Annotated in this window: 20 protein-coding genes and 1 pseudogene; 16 read left to right on the top strand and 5 right to left on the bottom strand. The window is 68.3% G+C overall.

Annotated features, from left to right (window positions below; genetic code table 11):
* Together ASE86_RS15530 and recF are read right to left on the bottom strand one after the other, a co-directional pair.
* Window positions 1-777, bottom strand: a pseudogene (locus ASE86_RS15530) (chemotaxis protein); the annotation flags it as partial.
* Window positions 778-853: 76 nt separating this feature from the next.
* Window positions 854-1,912: a DNA replication/repair protein RecF gene (recF, locus tag ASE86_RS15525; protein ID WP_056428959.1), complete on the bottom strand. Its 1,059-nt coding sequence runs from the start codon at window positions 1,910-1,912 to the stop codon at window positions 854-856.
* Window positions 1,913-1,993: 81 nt separating this feature from the next.
* Here recF and ASE86_RS15520 point away from each other — a divergent pair, with 81 nt between their 5' ends.
* Window positions 1,994-2,452: a hypothetical protein gene (locus ASE86_RS15520; protein ID WP_056428956.1), complete on the top strand. Its 459-nt coding sequence runs from the start codon at window positions 1,994-1,996 to the stop codon at window positions 2,450-2,452.
* 120 nt (window positions 2,453-2,572) lie between these two features.
* On the opposite strand, the gene ASE86_RS15515 is transcribed toward ASE86_RS15520, so the two are convergent.
* Window positions 2,573-3,370 (bottom strand): Coq4 family protein, encoded by a 798-nt coding sequence (locus tag ASE86_RS15515; protein ID WP_056428953.1) that lies wholly within the window; start codon window positions 3,368-3,370, stop codon window positions 2,573-2,575.
* A gap of 129 nt (window positions 3,371-3,499) precedes the next feature.
* On the opposite strand from ASE86_RS15515, the gene ASE86_RS15510 reads away from it, so the two are divergent.
* Complete coding sequence (locus ASE86_RS15510) at window positions 3,500-3,841, top strand: hypothetical protein (RefSeq protein ID WP_056428950.1); 342 nt, start codon at window positions 3,500-3,502, stop codon at window positions 3,839-3,841.
* Between the two features lie 299 nt (window positions 3,842-4,140).
* Here the strand turns inward: ASE86_RS15510 and dnaN are convergent, their stop codons facing one another.
* A complete protein-coding gene (dnaN, locus tag ASE86_RS15505; RefSeq protein WP_056428945.1) occupies window positions 4,141-5,256 on the bottom strand; it encodes a DNA polymerase III subunit beta in 1,116 nt (371 codons plus the stop codon).
* Window positions 5,257-5,452: 196 nt separating this feature from the next.
* Here dnaN and ASE86_RS15500 point away from each other — a divergent pair, with 196 nt between their 5' ends.
* The 3 genes from ASE86_RS15500 to rlmN all read left to right on the top strand — a co-directional run bounded on the left by ASE86_RS15500 (window position 5,453) and on the right by rlmN (window position 7,915).
* A complete protein-coding gene (locus tag ASE86_RS15500) occupies window positions 5,453-6,082 on the top strand; it encodes a histidine phosphatase family protein (protein WP_056428942.1) in 630 nt (209 codons plus the stop codon).
* A complete protein-coding gene (locus ASE86_RS15495) occupies window positions 6,079-6,546 on the top strand; it encodes a hypothetical protein (RefSeq protein WP_056428939.1) in 468 nt (155 codons plus the stop codon). Before ASE86_RS15500 ends, ASE86_RS15495 begins: the two co-directional genes overlap by 4 nt.
* A gap of 184 nt (window positions 6,547-6,730) precedes the next feature.
* Complete coding sequence (gene rlmN, locus ASE86_RS15490; protein WP_414881300.1) at window positions 6,731-7,915, top strand: 23S rRNA (adenine(2503)-C(2))-methyltransferase RlmN; 1,185 nt, start codon at window positions 6,731-6,733, stop codon at window positions 7,913-7,915.
* Between the two features lie 575 nt (window positions 7,916-8,490).
* On the opposite strand, the gene ASE86_RS16170 is transcribed toward rlmN, so the two are convergent.
* Window positions 8,491-8,913: a hypothetical protein gene (locus ASE86_RS16170; protein ID WP_162233348.1), complete on the bottom strand. Its 423-nt coding sequence runs from the start codon at window positions 8,911-8,913 to the stop codon at window positions 8,491-8,493.
* 12 nt (window positions 8,914-8,925) lie between these two features.
* Between ASE86_RS16170 and ASE86_RS16165 the strand changes: the two genes are divergently transcribed.
* The 11 genes from ASE86_RS16165 (at window position 8,926) to ASE86_RS15435 (ending at window position 20,978) form a co-directional block, all read left to right on the top strand.
* A complete protein-coding gene (locus tag ASE86_RS16165) occupies window positions 8,926-9,222 on the top strand; it encodes a hypothetical protein (protein WP_156347217.1) in 297 nt (98 codons plus the stop codon).
* A gap of 55 nt (window positions 9,223-9,277) precedes the next feature.
* Window positions 9,278-10,036: a sulfite exporter TauE/SafE family protein gene (locus ASE86_RS15480; protein ID WP_056428934.1), complete on the top strand. Its 759-nt coding sequence runs from the start codon at window positions 9,278-9,280 to the stop codon at window positions 10,034-10,036.
* Window positions 10,037-10,086: 50 nt separating this feature from the next.
* A complete protein-coding gene (locus ASE86_RS15475) occupies window positions 10,087-10,818 on the top strand; it encodes a cytochrome b/b6 domain-containing protein (protein ID WP_056428930.1) in 732 nt (243 codons plus the stop codon).
* Complete coding sequence (locus tag ASE86_RS15470; RefSeq protein ID WP_056428926.1) at window positions 10,815-11,561, top strand: molybdopterin-dependent oxidoreductase; 747 nt, start codon at window positions 10,815-10,817, stop codon at window positions 11,559-11,561. The genes ASE86_RS15475 and ASE86_RS15470 overlap by 4 nt, the downstream gene beginning before the upstream one ends.
* A 115-nt stretch (window positions 11,562-11,676) precedes the next feature.
* Window positions 11,677-12,522 (top strand): HpcH/HpaI aldolase/citrate lyase family protein, encoded by an 846-nt coding sequence (locus ASE86_RS15465; protein WP_056428923.1) that lies wholly within the window; start codon window positions 11,677-11,679, stop codon window positions 12,520-12,522.
* Window positions 12,523-12,564: 42 nt separating this feature from the next.
* Window positions 12,565-13,788 (top strand): SAM-dependent methyltransferase, encoded by a 1,224-nt coding sequence (locus ASE86_RS15460; RefSeq protein WP_056428920.1) that lies wholly within the window; start codon window positions 12,565-12,567, stop codon window positions 13,786-13,788.
* Window positions 13,789-13,792: 4 nt separating this feature from the next.
* Window positions 13,793-15,091, top strand: a complete 1,299-nt coding sequence (locus ASE86_RS15455) for an MATE family efflux transporter (RefSeq protein WP_056428918.1) — start codon at window positions 13,793-13,795, stop codon at window positions 15,089-15,091.
* Window positions 15,092-15,109: 18 nt separating this feature from the next.
* Window positions 15,110-16,357 carry an argininosuccinate synthase gene (locus ASE86_RS15450; protein ID WP_056428916.1) on the top strand — a complete coding sequence of 416 codons (1,248 nt, stop codon included), beginning with the start codon at window positions 15,110-15,112 and terminating at the stop codon, window positions 16,355-16,357.
* Window positions 16,358-16,391: 34 nt separating this feature from the next.
* Window positions 16,392-17,834, top strand: coding sequence for a hypothetical protein (locus ASE86_RS15445; RefSeq protein ID WP_056428913.1), 1,443 nt, complete (start codon window positions 16,392-16,394; stop codon window positions 17,832-17,834).
* Window positions 17,835-17,871: 37 nt separating this feature from the next.
* Window positions 17,872-19,509 carry a hypothetical protein gene (locus ASE86_RS15440; protein ID WP_056428910.1) on the top strand — a complete coding sequence of 546 codons (1,638 nt, stop codon included), beginning with the start codon at window positions 17,872-17,874 and terminating at the stop codon, window positions 19,507-19,509.
* Entirely contained in the window at window positions 19,506-20,978 is a 1,473-nt protein-coding gene (locus ASE86_RS15435) for a hypothetical protein (protein ID WP_056428907.1), read from the top strand. Before ASE86_RS15440 ends, ASE86_RS15435 begins: the two co-directional genes overlap by 4 nt.
* Window positions 20,979-21,015: the final 37 nt, after the last annotated feature.

Below are 21,015 nucleotides of genomic sequence, written 5' to 3'. Positions count from 1 at the left end.
GACTTCGGCGGCGGTCTCGACCTCCAGCCGGGCATCCTCGATCGCGCGGATCAGGCCGGCAGCGGTCTGCGCCGCCTCGCGCATCGCGACCGCCGACTGTTCGGCGGCGGCGGCGACTTCGCTGGTCTTGCCCAGCATCCCGCGCGCGGCGAGCGAGGTGGCCCCCGCCTGCCCGCGCAGCGACAGGCCGGTCTGCGACGCCTCTTCGACGGTCAGCGCGATCGTCTCGCGGAAATCGGCCGCCAGCCGGTCGCGCATCGTCCGCTCGCTGTGCAGCTGGAGCATCCGGTACATCGATCCGGTGATGTCGCCTTCCAGGCTGGTCAGGCGCATCAGCGCGTCGATCATCGTGGCCAGCGCCGGATCGTCGGTGCGCGTCTTGCGCAGCACGATTTCCAGCGCGACGCGGTCGCTGGCGCAGATCATCGACCGCAGCGCGGTCGGGTGGACCTTGCTCGCATAGGCGGCGCTGACCGATCGTTCGATCGATTCGATCCAGCGACGACCGCTGGTGTCGAGAAACCGGTCGCGCAGGAACGCCGCGCCCAGATCGATCATCTTCTGGCTCTCATGCGGCGCCCAGTCGCGCTGGTCGCCGAAATGCGTCAGCCACTGCCGCCAATAGGCCTCGGACACCTGGGCGATCTCGGGTTCGATGACGGTCCACACGGCGCGGCACGTTTCGGTCACCGCGCGGTCGAAACCGAATACCCGCAGGCGCTGGTCGATGTCGATCTGGGCGGCAAGGCTGCCCGGCTGCGGCGTCGTTTCGATCACACTCGGTCTCCATCGCGGACGCACGCGGCATCCGTCGGTTCACCGGGAACGCTAGCGGACGAAGGTTAAGCGCGCGTTAGAGCGCGACGATTTCCCCGCCATCGACGCGCAACTGCACGGCATCGGCCGGCAGCCCGGCAAATAGTGCGGGCTCGGTCCCGGTCATCCATACCTGGCCGACGCCCGACAGCACATCGAACAGCGCCGTCCGCCGCTGCGGATCGAGGTGCGCGGCGACTTCGTCCAGCAATAGCACCGGCGGGCGCCCGGTGCGGTCGGCGACCAGCGCGGCATGGGCGAGGACGATACCGAACAACAGCGCCTTCTGCTCGCCGGTCGAACTGATCGCGGCGGCCTGCGCCTTGTCGAGATGCGTGACGATCAGGTCGCTGCGATGCGGCCCGGCCAGGGTTCGCCCGGCGGCGGCATCGCGGCGGCGCCCCTCGCCCAGGCGGCGGGCGAGGTCGTCGTCCTCGCCGCCGTCAATCGCCAGCCCGGCGCGCGCAAAGCCGCCGGGGGCGTCGGCCAGCCGCTCGTTCAGCGCATCGACCGCACCGCGCCGCGCCGCGACGATCGCCGCGCCATGCTCGGCCATCGCCGCTTCCAGCGCCGCCAGCCAGGTCGGATCGGCCGGCACATCGTCGGCGAGCAGCCGGTTGCGCTGGCGCATCGCCGCTTCGTAGCGTGCGGCGTGATGCGCGTGCCCGGGCGCCAGCGCCAGCACCAGCCGGTCGAGGAATCGCCGCCGCTCCGACGCGGGCTCGACGAACAGCCGGTCCATCGCCGGGGTCAGCCACAGGATGCTCAGCCGCTCGGCCAGCGCGTTGGCGGTCGCAGTCGCACCGTTGATCCGCACGATCCGTCGCTCGGGCGCCGCCGCCAGCGTGCCCGTCGCGACCTCGTCCCCGCTAACGAGCGTCGCTGCGACGCCGAAGCCGCCGGGCCCGTCGCTCCGCGCGATTGCCGGCAGCGCGGCCCGCCGCAGTCCCCGGCCGGGCGCGAGCAGCGACACCGCCTCCAGCACGTTGGTCTTGCCCGCACCGTTGTCGCCCGCCAGCACGACGAAACCCGGCGCCGCGGCGATCGTCGTCGCGGCATGGTTGCGATAATCGGTCAGGACGAGGCGGGAGAGCATGAACACTGTCCCCTAGCGCCTCTCTGGAACTGCGGACAGCGGCTTCCCATCTGTTACGCCTGAAGAACAATGGGGGTCGGAATGCTGGATGTCGTGGTCGCGCTGCTGCTGACATGGGGTGCGCTGGCGCTGGCGGGGGACACGCCCGCCGGCCGCGCGCTGCGGCGGATGCTGGTCGACCGGCCCGCCGCGCGGCTGTCGCGGATCACGCGGGGCCATGTGACGCTTGCCATCGTCCTGTTCGGCGGCACCGGGCTGATCGTCGCGGTGCTGGGACATGAGGGCGCGCGGATCATCGCGATGGGCCTGCCCGAACTCGCCAGCTGGATCACGATGTTCGAAGTGACCGCCTATCTCGACGCTGCGGTTGCGGTCGTTACCGCCGTGTCGATGACGCGCATCGCGGGGTTGAGGGCCTGGGTGCGCACCCTGCCCCTCCCCGGCCGCGCGCGCGGTCGTGCACCGCGTCGGCAACGGACGGCGCAGAGGTTGCGCAAGCCCGCCAACGACGACGAGCCGGGATGGGCGGTTGCAGCTTGAACCCCTACCTCCGTTCGCCCTGAGCCTGTCGAAGGGCTGCCCTTCTTCCTGTCGCACGGTCTGGCGCACCAAGAAGGACGGTGCTTCGACAAGTTCAGCACGAACGCAGGCGTGCGCGAGTCAAATCGCCTGCACGCCCTTTGCCGCGAGCATCGCCTGCGCCTTGTGGTACAGCACCGGCTCGGCGATCCCCAGCCGCTGCCGCGCGCTGTCCAGCGGTTCGGCGAGCAGCGTCGCATAATCCTCCGCCGACAGCCATTTGGCGCGCTTGCCGTGAGCATAGCCTTCCAGGACCGCGCGCAGCACCACCGTGCTTCTGGTCATCGATAGGCTCTTGAGCGCACCCATCGCCGCGATCGCCGCCCAGCCGAGCCCGCCGGTCTGCGCATAGGAAAAGGCGACCAGGCACAGCTCGCCCAGATGCTCTTCGGCCGTGTAGCCGGTCAGCGTGTGCCAGATGTCGTGCATGTCACGCTCGCGCCGGCCGAACCAGGTATAGGGATGCTCCATCACCACGGCGTCCGGATCGTAATCGGTGACGCTGATATCGGCGAGGCCGGCGGCCGAGAAGCCGGTGCGGTCGAGGAACGCGCGGTAGGTTGCGCCGACCGTGCCATCGGGCAGCGAATCGAGCCATGCACGGTTACCGAAGCGTTCGGCCAGCTCGACGCGTTCGTAGGCGATCCGCCCGCCCTCGCGCGTGGCGATCAGCTTGCGATACCCCTTCTGGCTGGCATCGGCGTTCAGCGCGCGCATGATGCGGAACACCTGCACCGTGTCGTCGCCGTTCGCCATCAGCCGGCGCAGCGCATTCCAGGCCGAACGCCAGTCGCGCTTCAGCGGCTTGCCGGGATTGTAGGGCGCGACCGTTGGGACGGAACGCGGGTCGGCGGGGAAATCAATCGCTTGCGTGGCCATGGCGCACCTTTACTTACAACGATGTCAGTATGGCAAAGTCCTTGCCCCGGATCAAGATGCCCCGCCCTACGCGGAACGCGACCCCGCGCCGTGCTGTTACAGGACAACATATTCCAAGGAGTTACCGCGATGGTCGCTGATCCCCGCCCCAACCTGCCAATCCCCAGCGCGCATACCTTCGGCCTGCTGACGCTGGGCGCTGCCCTGATCGGTGGCGGAGCCTATCTCGCGCGGCGACTGGCCAAGCGCGGTGCGCTGGCCGGAAATGCCGAACACGCCGCGCCCGACCTGGCACTCGACCAGCCGCGCCCGGGCACGGGGGAGCGCGCGCCTGACGCGTTCCGGCCTGACCCGACGGCACCGGTTCCGTTGAGCGAGCGCGACGGACTGCGGCCGGCGACCGGGCCGGGCCCGACGATGACGGCGGGGCGGGCGGAGGAGTCGCAGGGCGTCGCGGCGGCCGAGGAGTAATCTGCGCTACCCCCCGTGCTCCCGCGCAGGCGGGAGCCCAGGGCGATCTGGAGCAAGCCTCACCACTGTCATCCCCGCGAAGGCGGGGATAAATCCTGGCTGGCAGGCGTGAGTTGCGCGACGTTCGGCGACTACGCCTTCCCACCGTCGCCACGATGACAATCGTTATGTCGTGGAGACCGTCACGGGAGTAAATCCCGTGACGTCAGTCGCCGCTTTGGCGGCGCTGGCCGGTCTATCGCGTGCGCGCTTTTCGCGCACCGGCGGATAAGTTCCTTATCCGCCTCGCTCGGCCCCGCTCACACCCGCATCGGCATCAGCACGTACAGCGCCGGCGATTTGTCATTCTCGCGGATCAGCGTCGGCGCGGCGGCGTCGTTCAGGTGGACTTCCACCGTGTCGCCCTGGATCTGGTTCAGGATGTCGAGCAGATAGCGGCTGTTGAAGCCGATTTCGAATGGCATCGACGCATAGTCGCCCGGCACTTCCTCGATCGCCGCGCCGTTTTCGGGGCTGGTCACCGACAGCGTGATCTTGTCGCGGTCGAGCGCCATTTTTACCGCGCGCGTCTTTTCGCTGGCGATGGTTGACACGCGGTCGACGCCCTCTTCGAAACTGCGCGGGTCGAGCTTCAGCAGCTTGTCGTTCGCGGTCGGGATGACGCGTGAATAGTCGGGGAAGGTGCCGTCGATCAGCTTGCTGGTCAGGATCGCCTGGCCCAGATCGAAGCGGATCTTGCTGCCCGACAGCGACACGCCGACCGACCCGTCGACTTCGTCGAGCAGCTTGCGCAGTTCGCCCACGCATTTGCGCGGGACGATCACGTCCGGCATCGCTTCCGCGCCATCCGGCCGCGGCACGGTGACGCGCGCGAGGCGGTGACCATCGGTCGCCGCCGCCTTCAGCACCGGCTGGCCATTATCGTCGGCGACGTGCAGGAAGATGCCGTTAAGGTAATAGCGCGTCTCTTCGGTCGAGATCGCGAAGCGCGTCTTGTCGATGATCTGCTTCAGCGTTTCCGCGGGCAGTTCGAACGTCGTCGGCAGTTCGCCCTCGGCAATGACCGGGAAGTCGTCGCGCGGCAGCGTCGGCAACGACGAATTGTAGCGGCCGGCGCGAATCTGAAGGCGGCCTTCGGCGGCCGACAGCTCGACCTGACTGCCCTCCGGCAGCTTGCGGGCGATGTCGAACAGGGTGTGCGCGCTGACCGTCGTCGTGCCCGGCTGGTCGACCGCGGCCGGCACCGTCTCGTCGACCTGCAGGTCGAGGTCGGTTGCCATCAGCCGGATCGCGCCTTCGCCGGTCGCCTCGATCAGCACGTTCGACAGGATGGGAATGGTGTTGCGTCGCTCGACCACCGACTGGACGTGGCTCAGCCCCTTCAACAGGGTCGCGCGTTCGATCGTCGCCTTCATGCCTTCAAAACCCCCGGAACGCCCCCCAGAACGACTCGTGAAAGGTCGCCGGTGGCAAGTTTGCCGATTTGCTTTCTACCCCGAAACCACTTGGTATCAAGCGCCCTTCCCTCTCATATGGAGGGGATTACCGGATGGTTAATGCGGCGCTGAGAGTTGTGGACAACCGGTGTCCGGCCCGCCAATCCATGCGGTCATGGCAGTACCCAGCACACGCGCCGGCCGCGACTTCGTCATGCGGCATGGCGAAACCGTCTATAATCGCGCCGGCCGTATGCAGGGCGACCATCCGCACACGCCGCTGACCCGGGCCGGATTCGCGCAGGCCGATGCGATGGGCGCGGCGCCCAAGCTGACGCTGTGGTCCTCCCCCGCCGGCCGCGCGCTCCAGACGCTGGCCATCATCGCCGAGCATCTCGAACTCGACTGGCACCAGGCGCGCACCGACGCACGGCTGGTCGAGATCGGCATGGGCGCGTGGAGCGGCCGCTACTACCGCGAGCTGGAGGCGGAGGTCGGCCCGTTCGTCGATCGCGGGCAGGGCCTGTATACCCGCCCGCCGGAGGGTGGCGAGTGGTATGATGCGATCGCCGCACGGGTGTCGGGGTGGGTCGAGGACACGAACGCCGACCCCGGCGACCGCCTGGTCGTCATGCACGGCATGTCCAGCCGCGTGCTGCGGGGCGTGATGACGGGCCAGGCCGTCCTCCCCGGCTTCGACGCGCCCGTCGCGCCCGCGCTGCGGCAAGGATCGATCGCGCTGATCGAGCAGGGCGGTGAGACGATCGTCCACCGCGGCACCGGCGCGCACGAGACGCCGACATGAGCGTCGTGCTCGCGCTGGCGCTCCAGGCCGCGTTCACCGGCCGGCAGGCGATCGGCATCTACGCCGACTGGGGCGCGTTCCGTGACGCGAGCCCGGCGCGCTGCTTCGCCATCGCGGAACCGCTGGGCCGCAAGCGCCCCACCCGCCCCTTCGCCAGTGTCGCGACATGGCCCGGCGCGGGCCTGCGCCACCAGCTCCACGTCCACCTGAGTCGCCCCCGCAGCGGCAACGCAAAAGTGACCCTGTCGATCGGCCAGCGCCGCTTCGACCTGCTCGCCGGCCCCGCCGACGCCTGGTCGCCCGATGCCGCGACCGACACCGCCATCGTCGCAGCGATGCGCGGCGGACGGAGCATGAGCATCGAGACGCGCGGGCGCGACGGGAGACCGGTGGTCGATGTGTACGCGCTGCAAGGGGCGGCGACCGCGATCGACGCAGCGGCAGTCGGGTGCGCCAAACGATAAGTCCATCCCGTTCTTGCTGAGCGTAGTCGCGCTGCAAGGACATCGTCCTCGTACCGCAGAACGGTGCTTCGACAGGCTCGGCACGAACGGGAGGACGACTGACCCGCCATCCTCATCACGCCTGGTAGAAAAACCCCGCCCGATCGACTATATGGCGGACATGCATTCAGCCTCGGCCGCCCCCATGTCCATCCCCGGGCATATCGACCCCGTGCCCGTCCCCCGCCCCCTGCCGATGCGCAGCGACGGGCGGATCGACCTGCTCGGCCTGTCGCGCGACGACCTGCGCATGGCGCTGGAAACCGCGCAGCTGGAGCCGAAACAGGCCAAGCTGCGCGCCAAGCAGCTGTGGCACTGGATGTACAATCGCGGCGTCACCGATTTCGAGCTGATGACCGACATCTCGAAGCAGCTGCGCCCGTGGCTGGCGCGGCGGTTCGTCATCTCGCGCCCCGAAGTCGTCAGCGCACAAGTCAGCAGCGACGGCACGCGCAAGTGGCTGCTCCGCAGCGACGACGGGCAGGATTACGAAGCGGTGTTCATCCCCGACGCCGACCGCGGCACGCTCTGCGTATCCAGCCAAGTTGGCTGCACGCTCAATTGCCGCTTCTGCCACACCGGCACGATGCGGCTGGTGCGCAACCTGACGCCCGCCGAGATCGTCGGCCAGGTGATGCTCGCGCGCGACGCGCTCGGCGAATGGCCGAGCGCTCCTGAGGGGCGGATGCTGACCAACATCGTGATGATGGGCATGGGCGAGCCGCTGTATAACTTCGACAACGTCCGCGATGCTTTAAAGCTGGTCATGGACGGCGACGGATTGGCGCTCAGCAAGCGGCGCATCACGCTCTCGACCAGCGGCGTCGTACCCTTGATGGCGCGCGCGGGCGACGAGATCGGCGTGAACCTGGCCGTGTCGCTCCACGCGGTGACGAAGGACGTGCGCGACGAACTCGTGCCGCTGAACAAGAAATACGGGATCGAACAGCTGTTGCAGGCCTGCGCCGACTACCCCGGCGCCAACAACGCGCGCCGCATCACGTTCGAATATGTGATGATCAAGGACAAGAACGACAGCGACGCCGAAGCGCACGAACTCGTGCGCCTGTTGAAGCAGTATAATCTGCCGGCCAAGGTCAACCTGATCCCGTTCAACCCGTGGCCCGGCGCGGACTACGAGACCTCGACGCCGGAACGCGTGCGGTCCTTCTCGAACATCGTCTTCGAAGGCGGCATCTCCGCCCCCGTCCGCACGCCCCGCGGCCGCGACATCGACGCGGCGTGCGGCCAGCTGAAGACCAACGCCGAACGCAAGAGCCGCGCGGAACTGGACCGGCTGGCGGAGGAGAAGCAGGCGGCGCTGGGGTAATGGCCGGGCGGCTGCTTTCGCCCCAATTGCGGACATTGCACTACTGCCCCTGCGCTCGCTCTGGCCAGTCGGTTGGTATCCAATCAACCCCGTCGCCGAGAATGCCCACCACGTGGTCGTCAACGATCGGGTCGCCATATCCTGCCCATCGCGCAGTCGGCTCAAATACCCATAGCTGGTCCTGTGGCCCAAGGTGACGTTGAAGGGTTTCAATAAGCTCGGATATACTCTCGGTAGCGACGATCAAATATGCCGAAGGCGTAAGAGCAACCCATGTCGGGAACGTCTCAAGCCTGCGTCTGAGCAGCTTGGATGTGTTTTCGTTCTTGGCTTCGAATGCGATTAGGGCGTTCATGACGGCACAATACGTCGATAGCGGCACGTTCGCTATTCACCCAATCCCGGTCGTTCCCGCCCAAATTTTGCCCTGTGCCGAAAGCGGACGGGCCGCTGACGCCCACTTGCGGACATTCGCCGCTTGGTCGCATACAGCGCCGATGGCCCAACCGCCGACCAAGTCAGAGCGAATGGAAGTCCGTCAAGCGACGGGGACCAGAGCGTTGCCCATACTGGCGTCAGTCCCCTATCTTCGCGGCCCACGCTGCCTCTGGCCGCACGCCTGCTTTGAATGCCGGAAATCTTGGAAGCTGCCAGACGAAGCTATTGGCAAGTGCCCAGAATGCGGCGGCCCGCTTCACGCGATGGGGCGTGCGTTCAAGGTGCCAAAAAAGTCTGACGACGAGCAGTGGGCCAAGGTCCGCGCGCTCTGGCTTGCCGGATTTCGCTTTGTAAATCACACGCGATGGCAAGAGGCCGAGGCGTTTCCAGAGCGCTTGCGGGAGGTTGACGAGTTCGTTCGCCGGAACCCACGGCACCCATTTCGGGTCGGCCAGTCGAACGGCAGCTAACCACCAATTCCGGTCGTTCCGCTCCCAATGCGCCCATCCCAAAAGCGGACGGGCTGCAATCGCCCAGTTGCGGACATTGAATATTTGCATCAATCAATCGTCATGTCCGCCCGGCTTTTCACAATCGTATCCGAATTTCGAGGCACCACCAACGTGTCGCAGGTTCGTGCGTTTAACGAATGCGATGCAGTCCGGGCTTGGACAGAACTGCTAATCGAAGAGCGTCCTTTCAAAGTCGCATCGTCATATCTGGCTAAAAGTGTCGCATCGGACATGGCTGAATACCCGCCCGTCGCGCTCAATGGCCTGACGAACGCGTGGTGCATCACCGGAAGCTGTGGCGGCGATTTCATGCTTGCAGACATCATCGAAACTGTCTCGCTTGCGAACGGCAGCTAACCACCAAAAATTGCGGCAAACCTCGACACCGGCGGCAACATGGGTAGGACGACGCATGGCCACGCTCGTCCCCTACCTCCTCCCCTTCGCCGCCGGGTGCGTCGGCGGAGCGATGAATGCGCTGGCCGGGGGCGGGACGTTCGCGACGCTGCCGTCGCTGATCGCGCTCGGGCTGCCGGCGAACATCGCCAATGCGACGTCCAACGTCGCGCTGCTGCCCGGCGCGGGGGCGAGTGCGCTCGCCTATCGCAAGGAACTGGGGCCGATCGGCGGGATCGGCTGGCGGACGCTGGCGCTCATCACCTTCATCGGCGGGCTGGCCGGTAGTGCGCTGCTGGTCGTCACGCCCAGCCGGGCGTTCGACCTTATCATCCCGTGGCTGCTGCTGTTCGCGTTCCTTGTCATGCTCTTCGGCAAGGTCGCTGCGGCGTGGCTGCACGCCCGTGTCACCATCGGGCCGCGGACATTGGTCGTCGCGCAGAGCCTGCTGGGGATTTACGGCGGCTATTTCGGCGGCGGAGTCGGGCTGATTACCACCGCACTGTACGGGCTGCTCGCCAACATCGACCCGCGTGCGATGTTTGCGCCGCGCACGCTGATGCTGGCGGTGGCCAATTTCGCCGCGGCGTTCGTGTTCGTCTGGTTCGGGATGGTGCGCTGGACGGCCGCGCTGCCGATGCTGCTGGGCGGCATTCTGGGCGGCTGGCTTGGCGCGGCGCTGGGCAAGCGACTGTCGCCGCTGGCGGTGCGCATCTGGACGCTGACCGTAACGGGCGCGACGACCGCGGTGTTCTTCTGGCGGGCATATGGCTGAGACGGATTGGTGCTTGGCGCATTCGCCGCGATGTGAGTAGATTGCAGGCGATGGCGACCCCACCCGACACGATCATTCGCCGTCACGCACTGGCGACGCGGCTGTGGCACTGGGTGACCGCGGTCAGCGTCATCGTGCTGCTGGGCAGCGGACTGATGATCCTGAACGCCCACCCGCACCTCTATTGGGGCCGTTACGGCGCGAATTTCGACCCCGCCTGGTTTCATGTCGGTTGGGTGTTCGAGGGCGGCCGCGTGCCCGGCTGGATGACGATTCCCGAAAGCTACAATCTTGCGCTCGCGCGGCGGTGGCACCTGGCGTTCGCGCTGGTGCTTGGCTTCGCGTTGCTCGCGTTCATGATCGTCAGCCTGGTCAACCGGCACTTCCAGCGCGACCTGCGCGTCCGGGCGCGCGAACTGGCGCCGCGGGCGCTGGCGCATGATTTGCGCGAACACCTTTCCTTCAGATTCCACGATCCTGAGAATCCGCGGGCGTACAACATCTTCCAGAAGCTGAGCTACGTCGGCATCATCTTCGTCGCGCTGCCGGGGCTGATCCTGACCGGGCTCGCCATGTCGCCGGGGATGGATGCCGCGTGGCCGTGGCTGCTCGACATCTTCGGCGGGCGGCAGTCGGCGCGGTCGATCCACTTCATCCTGATGATCGCGGTCGCGCTGTTCATCATCGTCCATCTGGCTCTGGTGCTGCTGGCGGGCGTGTGGAACGAGGTGCGGTCGATGATCACCGGCAAATGGCGAGTGCCGGAGGACCACGGCGCATGATCCTGACGCGCAGACAGGCGCTGGTGACCGCCGCGGGCGGACTGCTGGCCGGGTGCGACCGCGTCGCGTCGAGCGACGTCGGCCAGCGGCTGCTCGGCTCGGCCGAGGACGGGCACCGCGTTCTCCAGCGCGCGCTGACCGATCGCACCGCGCTGGCGCCCGAATTCCGCGCCGACCAGCGATCGCCGATCTTTCGCGCCAACGGGACGAACAATCCAAACACGCCCGATTACAATGCGTCGGCGGCGACCGGTTTCGCCGACTGGCGAGTGCGGATCGACGGGCTGGTCCGCCGGCCGCTCGACCTGTCGATCGCCGACCTGCGCGCGATGCCGGCGCGGACGCAGATCACCCGCCACGACTGCGTCGAGGGATGGAGCGCGATCGGCAAATGGACCGGCCCGCGGTTGACGCCGATCCTGGAATTCGCTGGGCTACGCGACGACGCGCGATATCTGGTGTTCCACTGCGCCGATCGGCTGGGCGGGCGGCCCTATTACGAATCGATCGACCTGATCGACGCCTTCCACCCGCAGACCATCCTGGCGTGGATGCTGAACGACCGGGTGCTCGGTGTCCCCAACGGCGCACCGGTGCGGCTGCGGGTCGAGCGGCAGTTGGGCTACAAGCACGCCAAGTACGTTCAGCGGATCGAGGCGGTGGCGGCGCTTGGCTCCGTCTTCGGCGGCAAGGGCGGTTACTGGGAAGATGTCGCCGGATACGAATGGTACGCGGGGATCTAGCTGCCCGTTCGTCCCCGCGCAGGCGAGACCCATTTCCGGCACCTGAAACCGGGCACGTGCGGGAGATGGATTATCGCCTGCGCGGAACTGAAAAGATTTTTTGGAGACTGACCGAATGCGCCTCCGCTCGCTCCTTTTCGTTCCCGGTGACCGGCCCGACCGGATGGAAAAGGCACTGGCGAGCGGCGCCGATGCGCTGATCCTCGACCTGGAGGATGCCGTCGCGGCCACGGCAAAGGACGCCGCCCGCCGCCTGGTCGCCGACTTCCTCGGCCGTACCGCACGCCACGTCGCGCTGTTCGTCCGCATCAACCCGCTCGACGGGGGACTTGCCGACGCCGACCTGGACGCGGTTGCGCCCGCGCGCCCCGATGGCTGGGTGCTGCCCAAGGCGGAGGGCAGCGCATCCGTCCTCGATCTCGACGCGCGCCTGGCCGACCGCGGCGACCGCACCGCGCCGATCCTGCCGATCGCGACCGAGACGCCGCGTGCGATCTTTCAGATCGGCAGCTATGCCGATGCGCCCGCCCGTCTGGCCGGCCTGACCTGGGGCGCGGAGGACCTGCCCGCGGCGATCGGCGCGGAAACCAGCCGCGAGGACGACGGCAGCTATACTGCGCCTTATCATATGGCCCGCGCCCTGACCCTGTTCGGCGCCGCCGCGGCCGGGATCGCACCCATCGAGACGGTCTACCCCGCCTTTCGCGACACCGCGGGGCTGGAGGCCTACGCCCGCCGCGGCGCGCGCGACGGCTTCACCGGCATGATGGCGATCCATCCCGCGCAGGTGCCGGTCATCAACGCGGCATTCACGCCCACCCCGGAGGCGATCGCGCGCGCGCAGGCGATCGTCGATGCCTTTGCCGCCAACCCGGCGGCCGGCGCGCTGAGCGTCGATGGCCGGATGGTCGATGCGCCGCACCTGCGCCAGGCCCGCGCCCTGCTCACCCGATCGGCCTAGCGGGGGTTTCGCGCGGACCGGCGATGCGATAGCGAGCCGGTAATGGCGCTGATCGACCTATTCTTCGCCCGGGCCTTTACCCGCGGTCGCCTGAGCGTGATCCATCCCGACGGGTCCACGCGCACCTTCGGCGATGGCGACCCGGCTTGGCCCGGTGTCGCCATCCGCCTGGCTAGGGGCGCGGCACTCCGCATCGCCCGCGATCCTGCCCTGGGCGCGGCGGAGGCATACATGGACGGCGACCTGAGGATCGAACAGGGCGATATCCGCGACCTGCTGACGCTGGCGGTGGGCAGCAACCGCTGGGAGGACGGCAGCCCCGCGCTGCGCGCCTCCGGCCTGGGGCGTGTGGCGGAGTCGCTGCGTTTCCGCCTGAACCGCGCCAACATGGCGCGGCGCGCGAAGCGGAACGTCGCGCATCATTATGACCTGTCGGATCGGCTGTACGACCTGTTCCTCGACGTCGACCGCCAATATTCCTGCGCCTATTTCACCGACCCCACGACCACGCTGGAACAGGCGCAGATCGACAAGAAGGCGCATATTGTCGCGAAGCTGGCGATCCGGCCCGGGATGCGCGTGCTCGACATCGGCTGCGGCTGGGGCGGGATGGCGCTCTACATCCACGCCAAGACCGGCGCCGAGGTGACGGGCATCACGCTCAGCGAAGAGCAGCTGAAGGTCGCCCGCCGCCGCGCCGCCGATGCCGGGGTTGCCGACAAGGTCCGCTTCGAACTGATCGATTACCGCGCCATGACCGGCCGTTTCGACCGCATCGTGTCGGTGGGGATGTTCGAGCATGTCGGCACGAAGCATTATCGAAACTTCTTCGCCAAGTGCCGCGAGCTGCTGAGCGACGACGGCGTGATGCTGATGCACACCATCGGCCGTGCCGGCGGGCCCGGCGTCACCGACACCTTCACGTCCAAGTACATCTTTCCCGGCGGCTACATTCCGGCGCTGAGCGAGATCTCTCAAGGCTATGAGGGGCTCCGGATGTACTGCACAGACGTCGAGGTGCTGCGGCTGCATTACGCGCTGACGCTCGACGCCTGGTACGACCGCACGGTCGCGGCGAAGGACGCGATCGTGGCGCTGTACGACGAACGCTTCTACCGGATGTGGACCTATTATCTCGCCGGATCGATGGTCAGCTTTCGCTACGGTGGCCTGGTGAACTACCAGCTGCAATTCGCCCGCGACCGCCACGCACTACCGATCACGCGCGATTACATGATGCAGGCCGAGGCCGCACTCCGCGCCTGATCCGGTGAGCGCCCTGCCCCTCACCCGCCGCGCGATCCTGGCGCAGGCGTGGCCGATCATGCTGGGCCAGGCGACGGTACCGCTGGTCGGGATCGTCGATACCGCGGTGATCGGTCGGACCGGCGACGCCGCGGCGCTGGCCGGCGTGGCGCTGGGCGGGACGATCGTCAGCTTCCTGTTCTGGAGCTTCGGCTTCCTCAGGATGGGCATGACCGGGCTGACCGCGCAGGCGAGCGGGCGCGGCGATGTGGACGAGGTGGCGGCACTGCTGGCGCGCGGGCTGGCGATCGGCGCAGGGCTGGGCGCGCTGCTGGCCGCCTTGCAGGTCGTGCTGGTGCCCGCTGCGTTTTTGCTCTTTGCCGGCGATGCGGCGGTCGATGCCGCCGGCCGCGCCTATGTCTCGGCGCGGTTCTTCGGCGCACCGGCGGCGCTCGCCGTGTTTGCCATCAACGGCTGGCTGCTGGGCCTCGGCCGGACTCGCGCGGCGCTGGGTCTGCAGGGCTGGATGAACCTCGTGAACATCGCTGCGTGCGCGCTGGTGGTCTGGCGGATGGGCCTGGGCGCGTGGGGTGTCGGCATCGGTACTGCGATCGCCGAATGGAGCGCGCTGATCGCCGGGCTGGCGATCGTCGCGCCACACCTGCGCGGTCTGGCCCGCGCCCGCGTGTTCGGTCGCGCCGCGCTCGCCCGCCTGTTCGCGGTCAACGCCGACATCATGGTGCGGACGATCGCGCTGCTGACGCTGCTCGCCTGGTTCGCGAACGCCGGCGCACGGCTGGGCGCCGAGACGCTGGCCGCCAACCAGATCCTGATGCAGGCGGTCGCGCTGACCGCCTTCGTGCTCGATGGGTTCGCCTTCACCGCGGAAGCACGCGTCGGCCATGCGATCGGCGCAGGATCGCGCGCCGGGATCCTCCGCGCGATCCGGCTGACGGGCGAATTCTCGCTCGCCGCCGCCATCCTCTTTGCGGGACTGATCGCGCTGGGCGGTGCGGCGGCGATTCCCGTGATGACGACCAATCCGGCGGTCCAGTCGCAGGCGCTCGCGCTGCTGCCTTTCGTCGTCGCGCTTCCGGTCATCGGCATGCCGGCGTGGCTGCTCGATGGCATCTTCATCGGCGCGACCGACGGCCGGGCGCTGCGCAACGCCGCGATCCTGGCGACCGCACTTTATATCGCCACCGACCTCGCGCTACGCGGGCGTGGCGACGCCGGCGTCTGGATCGCGCTGACGCTCAGCTACCTCTACCGCGCCGCCACGCTCGGCGCTTATGTGCCGCGGCTGTTGCGACGGGTGGCCTAGCCTTCTAAAGGCGCGCGGATGACCGACTCCTCCATCAAGCGCCCCGCCGGCGACGCCGACATCAATCGTGTAGTGCTCGCCTATTCGGGTGGCCTCGACACTTCCGTCATCCTGAAATGGCTCCAGACCGAATATGGCTGCGAGGTCGTGACCTTCACCGCGGACCTGGGCCAAGGCGAGGAACTGGAGCCGGCGCGCCGCAAGGCCGAGATGGCAGGCGTCAAACCCGAACACATCTTCATCGACGACCTGCGCGAGGAGTTCGTCAAGGACTACGTCTTCCCGATGATGCGCGCGAATGCGCTGTACGAGGGGCTGTACCTGCTCGGCACCTCGATTGCGCGGCCACTGATCGCCAAGCGCCAGATCGAGATCGCCCGCGCGGTGAACGCCGACGCGGTCAGCCACGGCGCGACCGGCAAGGGCAACGATCAGGTCCGCTTCGAACTCGGCTATTATGCGCTCGCCCCCGACATCAAGGTCATCGCGCCTTGGCGCGAATGGGACCTGACCAGCCGCACCCGGCTGATCGAATTCGCCGAGGCGCACCAGATTCCGGTCAGCAAGGACAAGCGCGGCGAAGCACCATTCTCGACCGACGCAAACCTGCTGCATACCTCGTCGGAAGGGAAAGTGCTCGAGGATCCGTGGGACGAGGTTCCCGACTATGTCTATTCGCGCACCGTCAATCCGGAGGACGCACCCGACCAGCCGGAGACGATCACGATCGACTTCGAGCGCGGCGACGGCGTCGCGCTGAATGGCGAGGCGATGAGCCCGGCGACGCTCCTCGCCGCGCTCAACGATCTCGGCCGCAGGCACGGCATCGGCCGCCTCGACCTGGTCGAGAACCGCTTCGTCGGCATGAAGAGCCGCGGCATGTATGAGACGCCGGGCGGCACCATCTACGCCCTGGCCCATCGCGGGATCGAGCAGATCACGCTCGACCGCGGCGCTGCCCATCTGAAGGACGAACTGGCGCCCCGCTATGCCGAACTGGTCTACAACGGCTTCTGGTTCTCGCCGGAGCGCGAGATGCTGCAGGCCGCGGTCGATTACAGCCAGGAAAAGGTCACCGGCACCGTCCGCCTCAAGCTGTACAAGGGCTCGTGCCACGTCACCGGCCGCAAGTCGCCCTATTCGCTCTACAGCGAAAAGGTCGTGACGTTCGAGGACGACCAGGGCGCCTATGACCAGCGAGACGCGGCAGGCTTCATCAAGCTCAATGCGCTGCGTCTGCGCCTGCTGGGGCGCCGCGACCGCTGACCGCGCGTTAACCATTTCCCGCTAGCTCAGCCGCATGGAGACGGGCGCGCGGGAATGGTGGCAGACGCGATGGGCCTTTGCCGCCGCCGTGCTGTTGGCCGCGGTCCCGCTGCTGTGGCCGGCGGTCCCGCCGCTGACTGACCTGCCTGGCCATATCGGGCAATACCGCATCATGCTCGATGCCAATCACGGGCCGCTGGCGCAGTGGTACGTCGTTCAGTGGCGCGCGACCGGCAACCTGGGCGTCGAGGCCATCGTCTGGCTGATCGGGCCGTTGATCGGCATCGAGCCGGCGACGAAGCTGGTGACGATCGCCATTCCGATGCTGACCGTCGCCGGCGTTCTGACGCTGTCGCGGACCGTGCACGGCCGGGTCACGCCCTTCGCGATCCTGGCCCTGCCGCTGGCATACGGCCAGCCGTTCGGCATGGGCTTCCTGAATTTCACGCTGTCGGCCGCCCTGGCGCTGTTCGCCCTGTCGCTGTGGCTGACGATGGCGGGCAGCCGCTGGCGGGCGCCGGTGTTCCTACCCGTCGGGCTGACGATCTGGCTGTGCCACATCTTCGGCTGGGCGGTCCTCGGCCTGGCCGTCTTCGCCGCCGAGCTTGCGATATCGCGACGACCGATCCGCGCTGCGCTGGCCTGCTGGCCTCTGGCGGCCCCCCTGCCGTTCATGCTGGCGACGGCCGGTGGCGGCGGGTTGACCGGGGAGTGGAACGCGGCGGGCAAGCTGTTCGCGCTGATCGGCGCCATGCGGGACCGTTGGCTGGCATGGGACATCGTGGCGACGATCGTCGTGATCGGCGGCATCGCCTTCGCGCTGCGCCGGGCCCGCGTCGATCCACGCTTCGCCGCGATCGCGCTGGCGATGCTGGCGGCGTTCCTCGCGCTGCCGGGATGGATGATGGGGTCGGCCTTTGCCGACATGCGGCTGGTGCCGCTGGTGCTCACGTTCGCGCTGCTGGCCTTTGCGCCGAAGAACAGCCGGCAGGCGCGCGTGGTGTCGGTCATCGCCGCTGCCGTCTTCCTGACCCGCATTGCCGGTCTGACCGCGAGCTACGCTATCAGCGCACAGCAGCAGGACCGTGCGCTCGCGGCGCTCGATCATATTCCCGACCATGCGCGCGTGGTGATGCTGGTCCGTCCGACGTGCGACGCGGTCTGGCCGCTGGCCCGCTACGATCATCTCGGCGGGCTCGTGACCGCGCGGCGGCGGGCGTTCGTCAACGACCATTTCCAGGGCAATGCCGCAGCGATGTTCGATGTGCGCTATCCGGCCGCGGGCCCGTTCGAGCGCGATCCGTCGCAGTTCCTGTCCTGTGCACCGGACGCTCTGCCCCGCGCGCTGGCGGCGGTGCCGCGGGGAACGTTCGACCGCGTCTGGGTGCTGAATCTGGGCACCTCGACGCCACCGTCGCTGCCGGGAATGACGCGGCTGTGGGCCGATGGCGGCCACGCGCTCTATCGCATCGACTGACGGGAAATTAACCATCCCGCCGGTAGCGTCCGGCGCAATGTCCGCCCGCCTGCGCCCGATCCTGCCAATCCTTGCCCTGACCGTTCTGCTGGGCATGGCCTGGACGGCGACCGACTGGGCGCGGCTGTCGCGGCTGATGCTGCCCGACACCGACGATGCGATGCGGTTGCAGCAGGTCCGCGACTGGATCGCCGGACAAGGCTTCGGCGACATTTCGCAGCACCGGCTGGCCGGCGGCCTTGCGATGCACTGGTCGCGGATCGGCGACATCGTCCTCGCCGCGATCATCCTCGCACTGCGTCCGCTTGCCGGTTCCTCAGCCGCGGAGCTTGTCGCGGTGGTGGCATGGCCGCTGCTGCAGCTGGCCGCGCTGCTGATCGTCCTCCGCGATGTGACCCGACACTTCGCGGTTGCCGCCGGGCCGACCGCACTGGTGCTCGCGGTGCTGGCCTATCCGGCGACCAGCCTGTTCCTGCCGGGGCGGATCGACCACCATGCGATGCAGGTGCTGCTGGTCCTGGTGCAGCTACGCGCCGGTCTGGCTCCAGCCGGATTCCGATCAGGCGTGGTCGCGGGCGGTGCGGTCGCGGTGGGTGCGATCATCGGGCTCGAGACGCTGCCCTTCGCACTCGTCACCGGCGCGATAGTCACGCTCGAACGCCTTCGCGGCGATGGCGCACGGATGACCGGCTTCGGCCTGACCCTGGCTGTGGGTCTGCTCGTGCTCGCGCCCTTCGCGGCACGGGGCGGTGCGTGCGACACCGTCCGGCCGCTGCTGCCCCTGGCGATCGCGGGCGGGCTGGCGCTGGCCGCGATCGGGCGGATCGACCGCCGGCCCCTGATTCTGCTGATCGCCGGCGTCATCGCGCTTTCCGTGCTGGGGCGATCGATCGTGACGACCTGTGCAGCCGGCCCGTACGGGACCGTCGATCCGATCGTCGCACGACTGTGGTTGCAGAACGTCGGCGAAGCGCAGCCGCTGGTCAGTGCGCCGGCGTCGGCCGCGATCGGCTACGCGGGACTGCTGATTGCGGGAGTGACAGCGACGGCGTGGCTGGCGTGGCGGCGCCATGCCGGCTGGGGTTTGGCGCTCGCCTATCAACTGGCTGCGCTGGCGATCACGCTGGTGCAGGTGCGCGGCGCCTATGTCGGGGCGGCATTGGCTGTCGTGCCGTTCGCCGTCCTGCTGACCGAAGCCCGCGCCGCCAGGCGAACGCCCGGCATCGTGGCGCTGTGGATCGTCGGCGCAGGCGTGACCTATCCGCTCGCCGCCGGCATAATCGCTCCCAAGGCAACAGCGGTCGCCGTCCCGGCCCTGGATTGCGGCGGACCGGCGATGCTCGACCGGTTACGGCGCCTGCCGCCGGGCGTAGTGATGACCGGGATCGACGCCGGCAGCTACATCCTCGCCGGAACTCCCCATGCGGTGATCGCCGCGCCCTATCATCGCAACAATGCCGGTAACGCCGCGATGTATCGCTTCTTCCTGGGCCCCGCATCGGAGGCGGCTGCGATCGCGCGGAGGTGGCGCGTGCGGTACGTCGCGGTGTGCCCGGGGATGTTCGGACCTGTCCGTCCCGCCGCCGGGACGATCGGGGGTGGGACGATGCCGGACTGGTTGCGGCCGGTTGACACCGCTCGAACCCTGTACGTCGTGCGCGGCACGCCCCGATGAGCGCGCGTTACCGCGACATCGGCTGGCTGCTTGCGGCGATGGTCCTCGTGACGCTGCCGCTGGTCTGGCCCGCGATCCCGCCGCTGAACGACCTGCCCGGTCATATCGGGCGGTACCATATCGCCGCATCCATCGCGCAGTCGCCTGCGCTGCAACGAGCCTGGGCCCATGACTGGCAACTGATCGGCAATCTGGGCGTCGACCTGCCCGTCATCGCGCTGGCGCCGTGGCTGGGGGTCGAGCGTGCCGCGAAGCTGGTCGTCCTGCTGATCCCGGCGGTCTTCGTCGCTGGACTGTGGGCGATCGGGCGCAGCCGCGGGCGACCGGTCCCGCCGCTGGCCGGTTTCGCCTGCGCGCTCGCGTATAGCCATGCCTTTACGCTCGGCTTCGTCAATTTCGCGCTGGCCGCCGCACTAACCTTCGTCGCGCTGGCCAGCTGGATCGCGCTTGATCGTCGGCCATGGCTGCGCGCGATCCTGTTCGTACCCGTCGCCTGGCTGCTGTGGATCGCGCATAGCTCCGGCTGGGGCATGTTCGGGCTGATGGCCTGGGCAAGCGGCGTCATGCTGGGTCGCGAGCGCGGCCTCGGCTGGCGGAGCGCCGTCGGTCACGCGACGCTGGCCTGCCTGCCGCTGGCGACACCGGTTCTGGCGATGACCGGCGCGACCGGACCGGCCGCCGACCCGCTGTGGGTCTGGTCGGCCAAGGCGAGCGCCGTCGCCTCGCTGGTCCGTGATCGCTGGAAATGGTTCGATGTCGCCAGCGCCTGCGTCGTCATGCTGCTACTGTGGACCGCCGTGCGCCGCCGCGACTGGCGATGGGACCCGGTCGTCGCCGCGCCGGGGGCGATCCTGCTGCTCGCCTTTGTCGCCCTGCCCCACGCGGCCCTGGGCGGCGCCTATGTCGACATGCGACTGCTGGCCCCGGCTTGCGCGCTGCTGCTGTGCGCGGTGCGGATCGATGACGACCGCACCACCCGCCATATAGCCCTGGGCGGTGTGGCCTTCCTGGCCATCCGTATGGTCGCGACGACGGTCAGCTACCTGAGCCTCGCACAGGTCTGGACCGAGACGGAAGCGGCGATCCCCGCCATGCCGCGCGGCGCGCGTGTGCTGAGCCTGATCCGGGAGCCCTGCGCATCCGACTGGCATTCCGACCGCGTCGGGCATCTGGGCGGACTCGCCATCGCCCGGCGCGACGTGTTCGAGAACGGCGCCTGGGCGATTCCCGGCCAGCAATCCCTGCGCCTGCGCGGAGCAGCTGATCCGGTGTACCGGACCGATCCCTCGCAACTCGTCTATCCGGCTTACTGCGAACACAAGCCGACCGATCGCAACACGGCGCTGCGCGATTTCGACCGGCGGTATTTCACCCACGTCTGGCTGGTCGGTCTGTCCGGCCCCGTGCCGGCGGACCTGCGGCCGGTCTTTCGCAATGCACGCTCGACGCTCTACCGGGTCGTGCGCTGAAGCGTCTTGCCGGGGGGCCGCCCCGCCCCTTATGGAC

The sequence above is a fragment of the Sphingomonas sp. Leaf33 genome, assembly GCF_001421785.1.
In the GTDB taxonomy this organism is placed as follows: domain Bacteria; phylum Pseudomonadota; class Alphaproteobacteria; order Sphingomonadales; family Sphingomonadaceae; genus Sphingomonas.
Note: the sequence above shows the minus strand (reverse complement) of the source record. Positions and strands in the feature narration are given on the sequence as shown.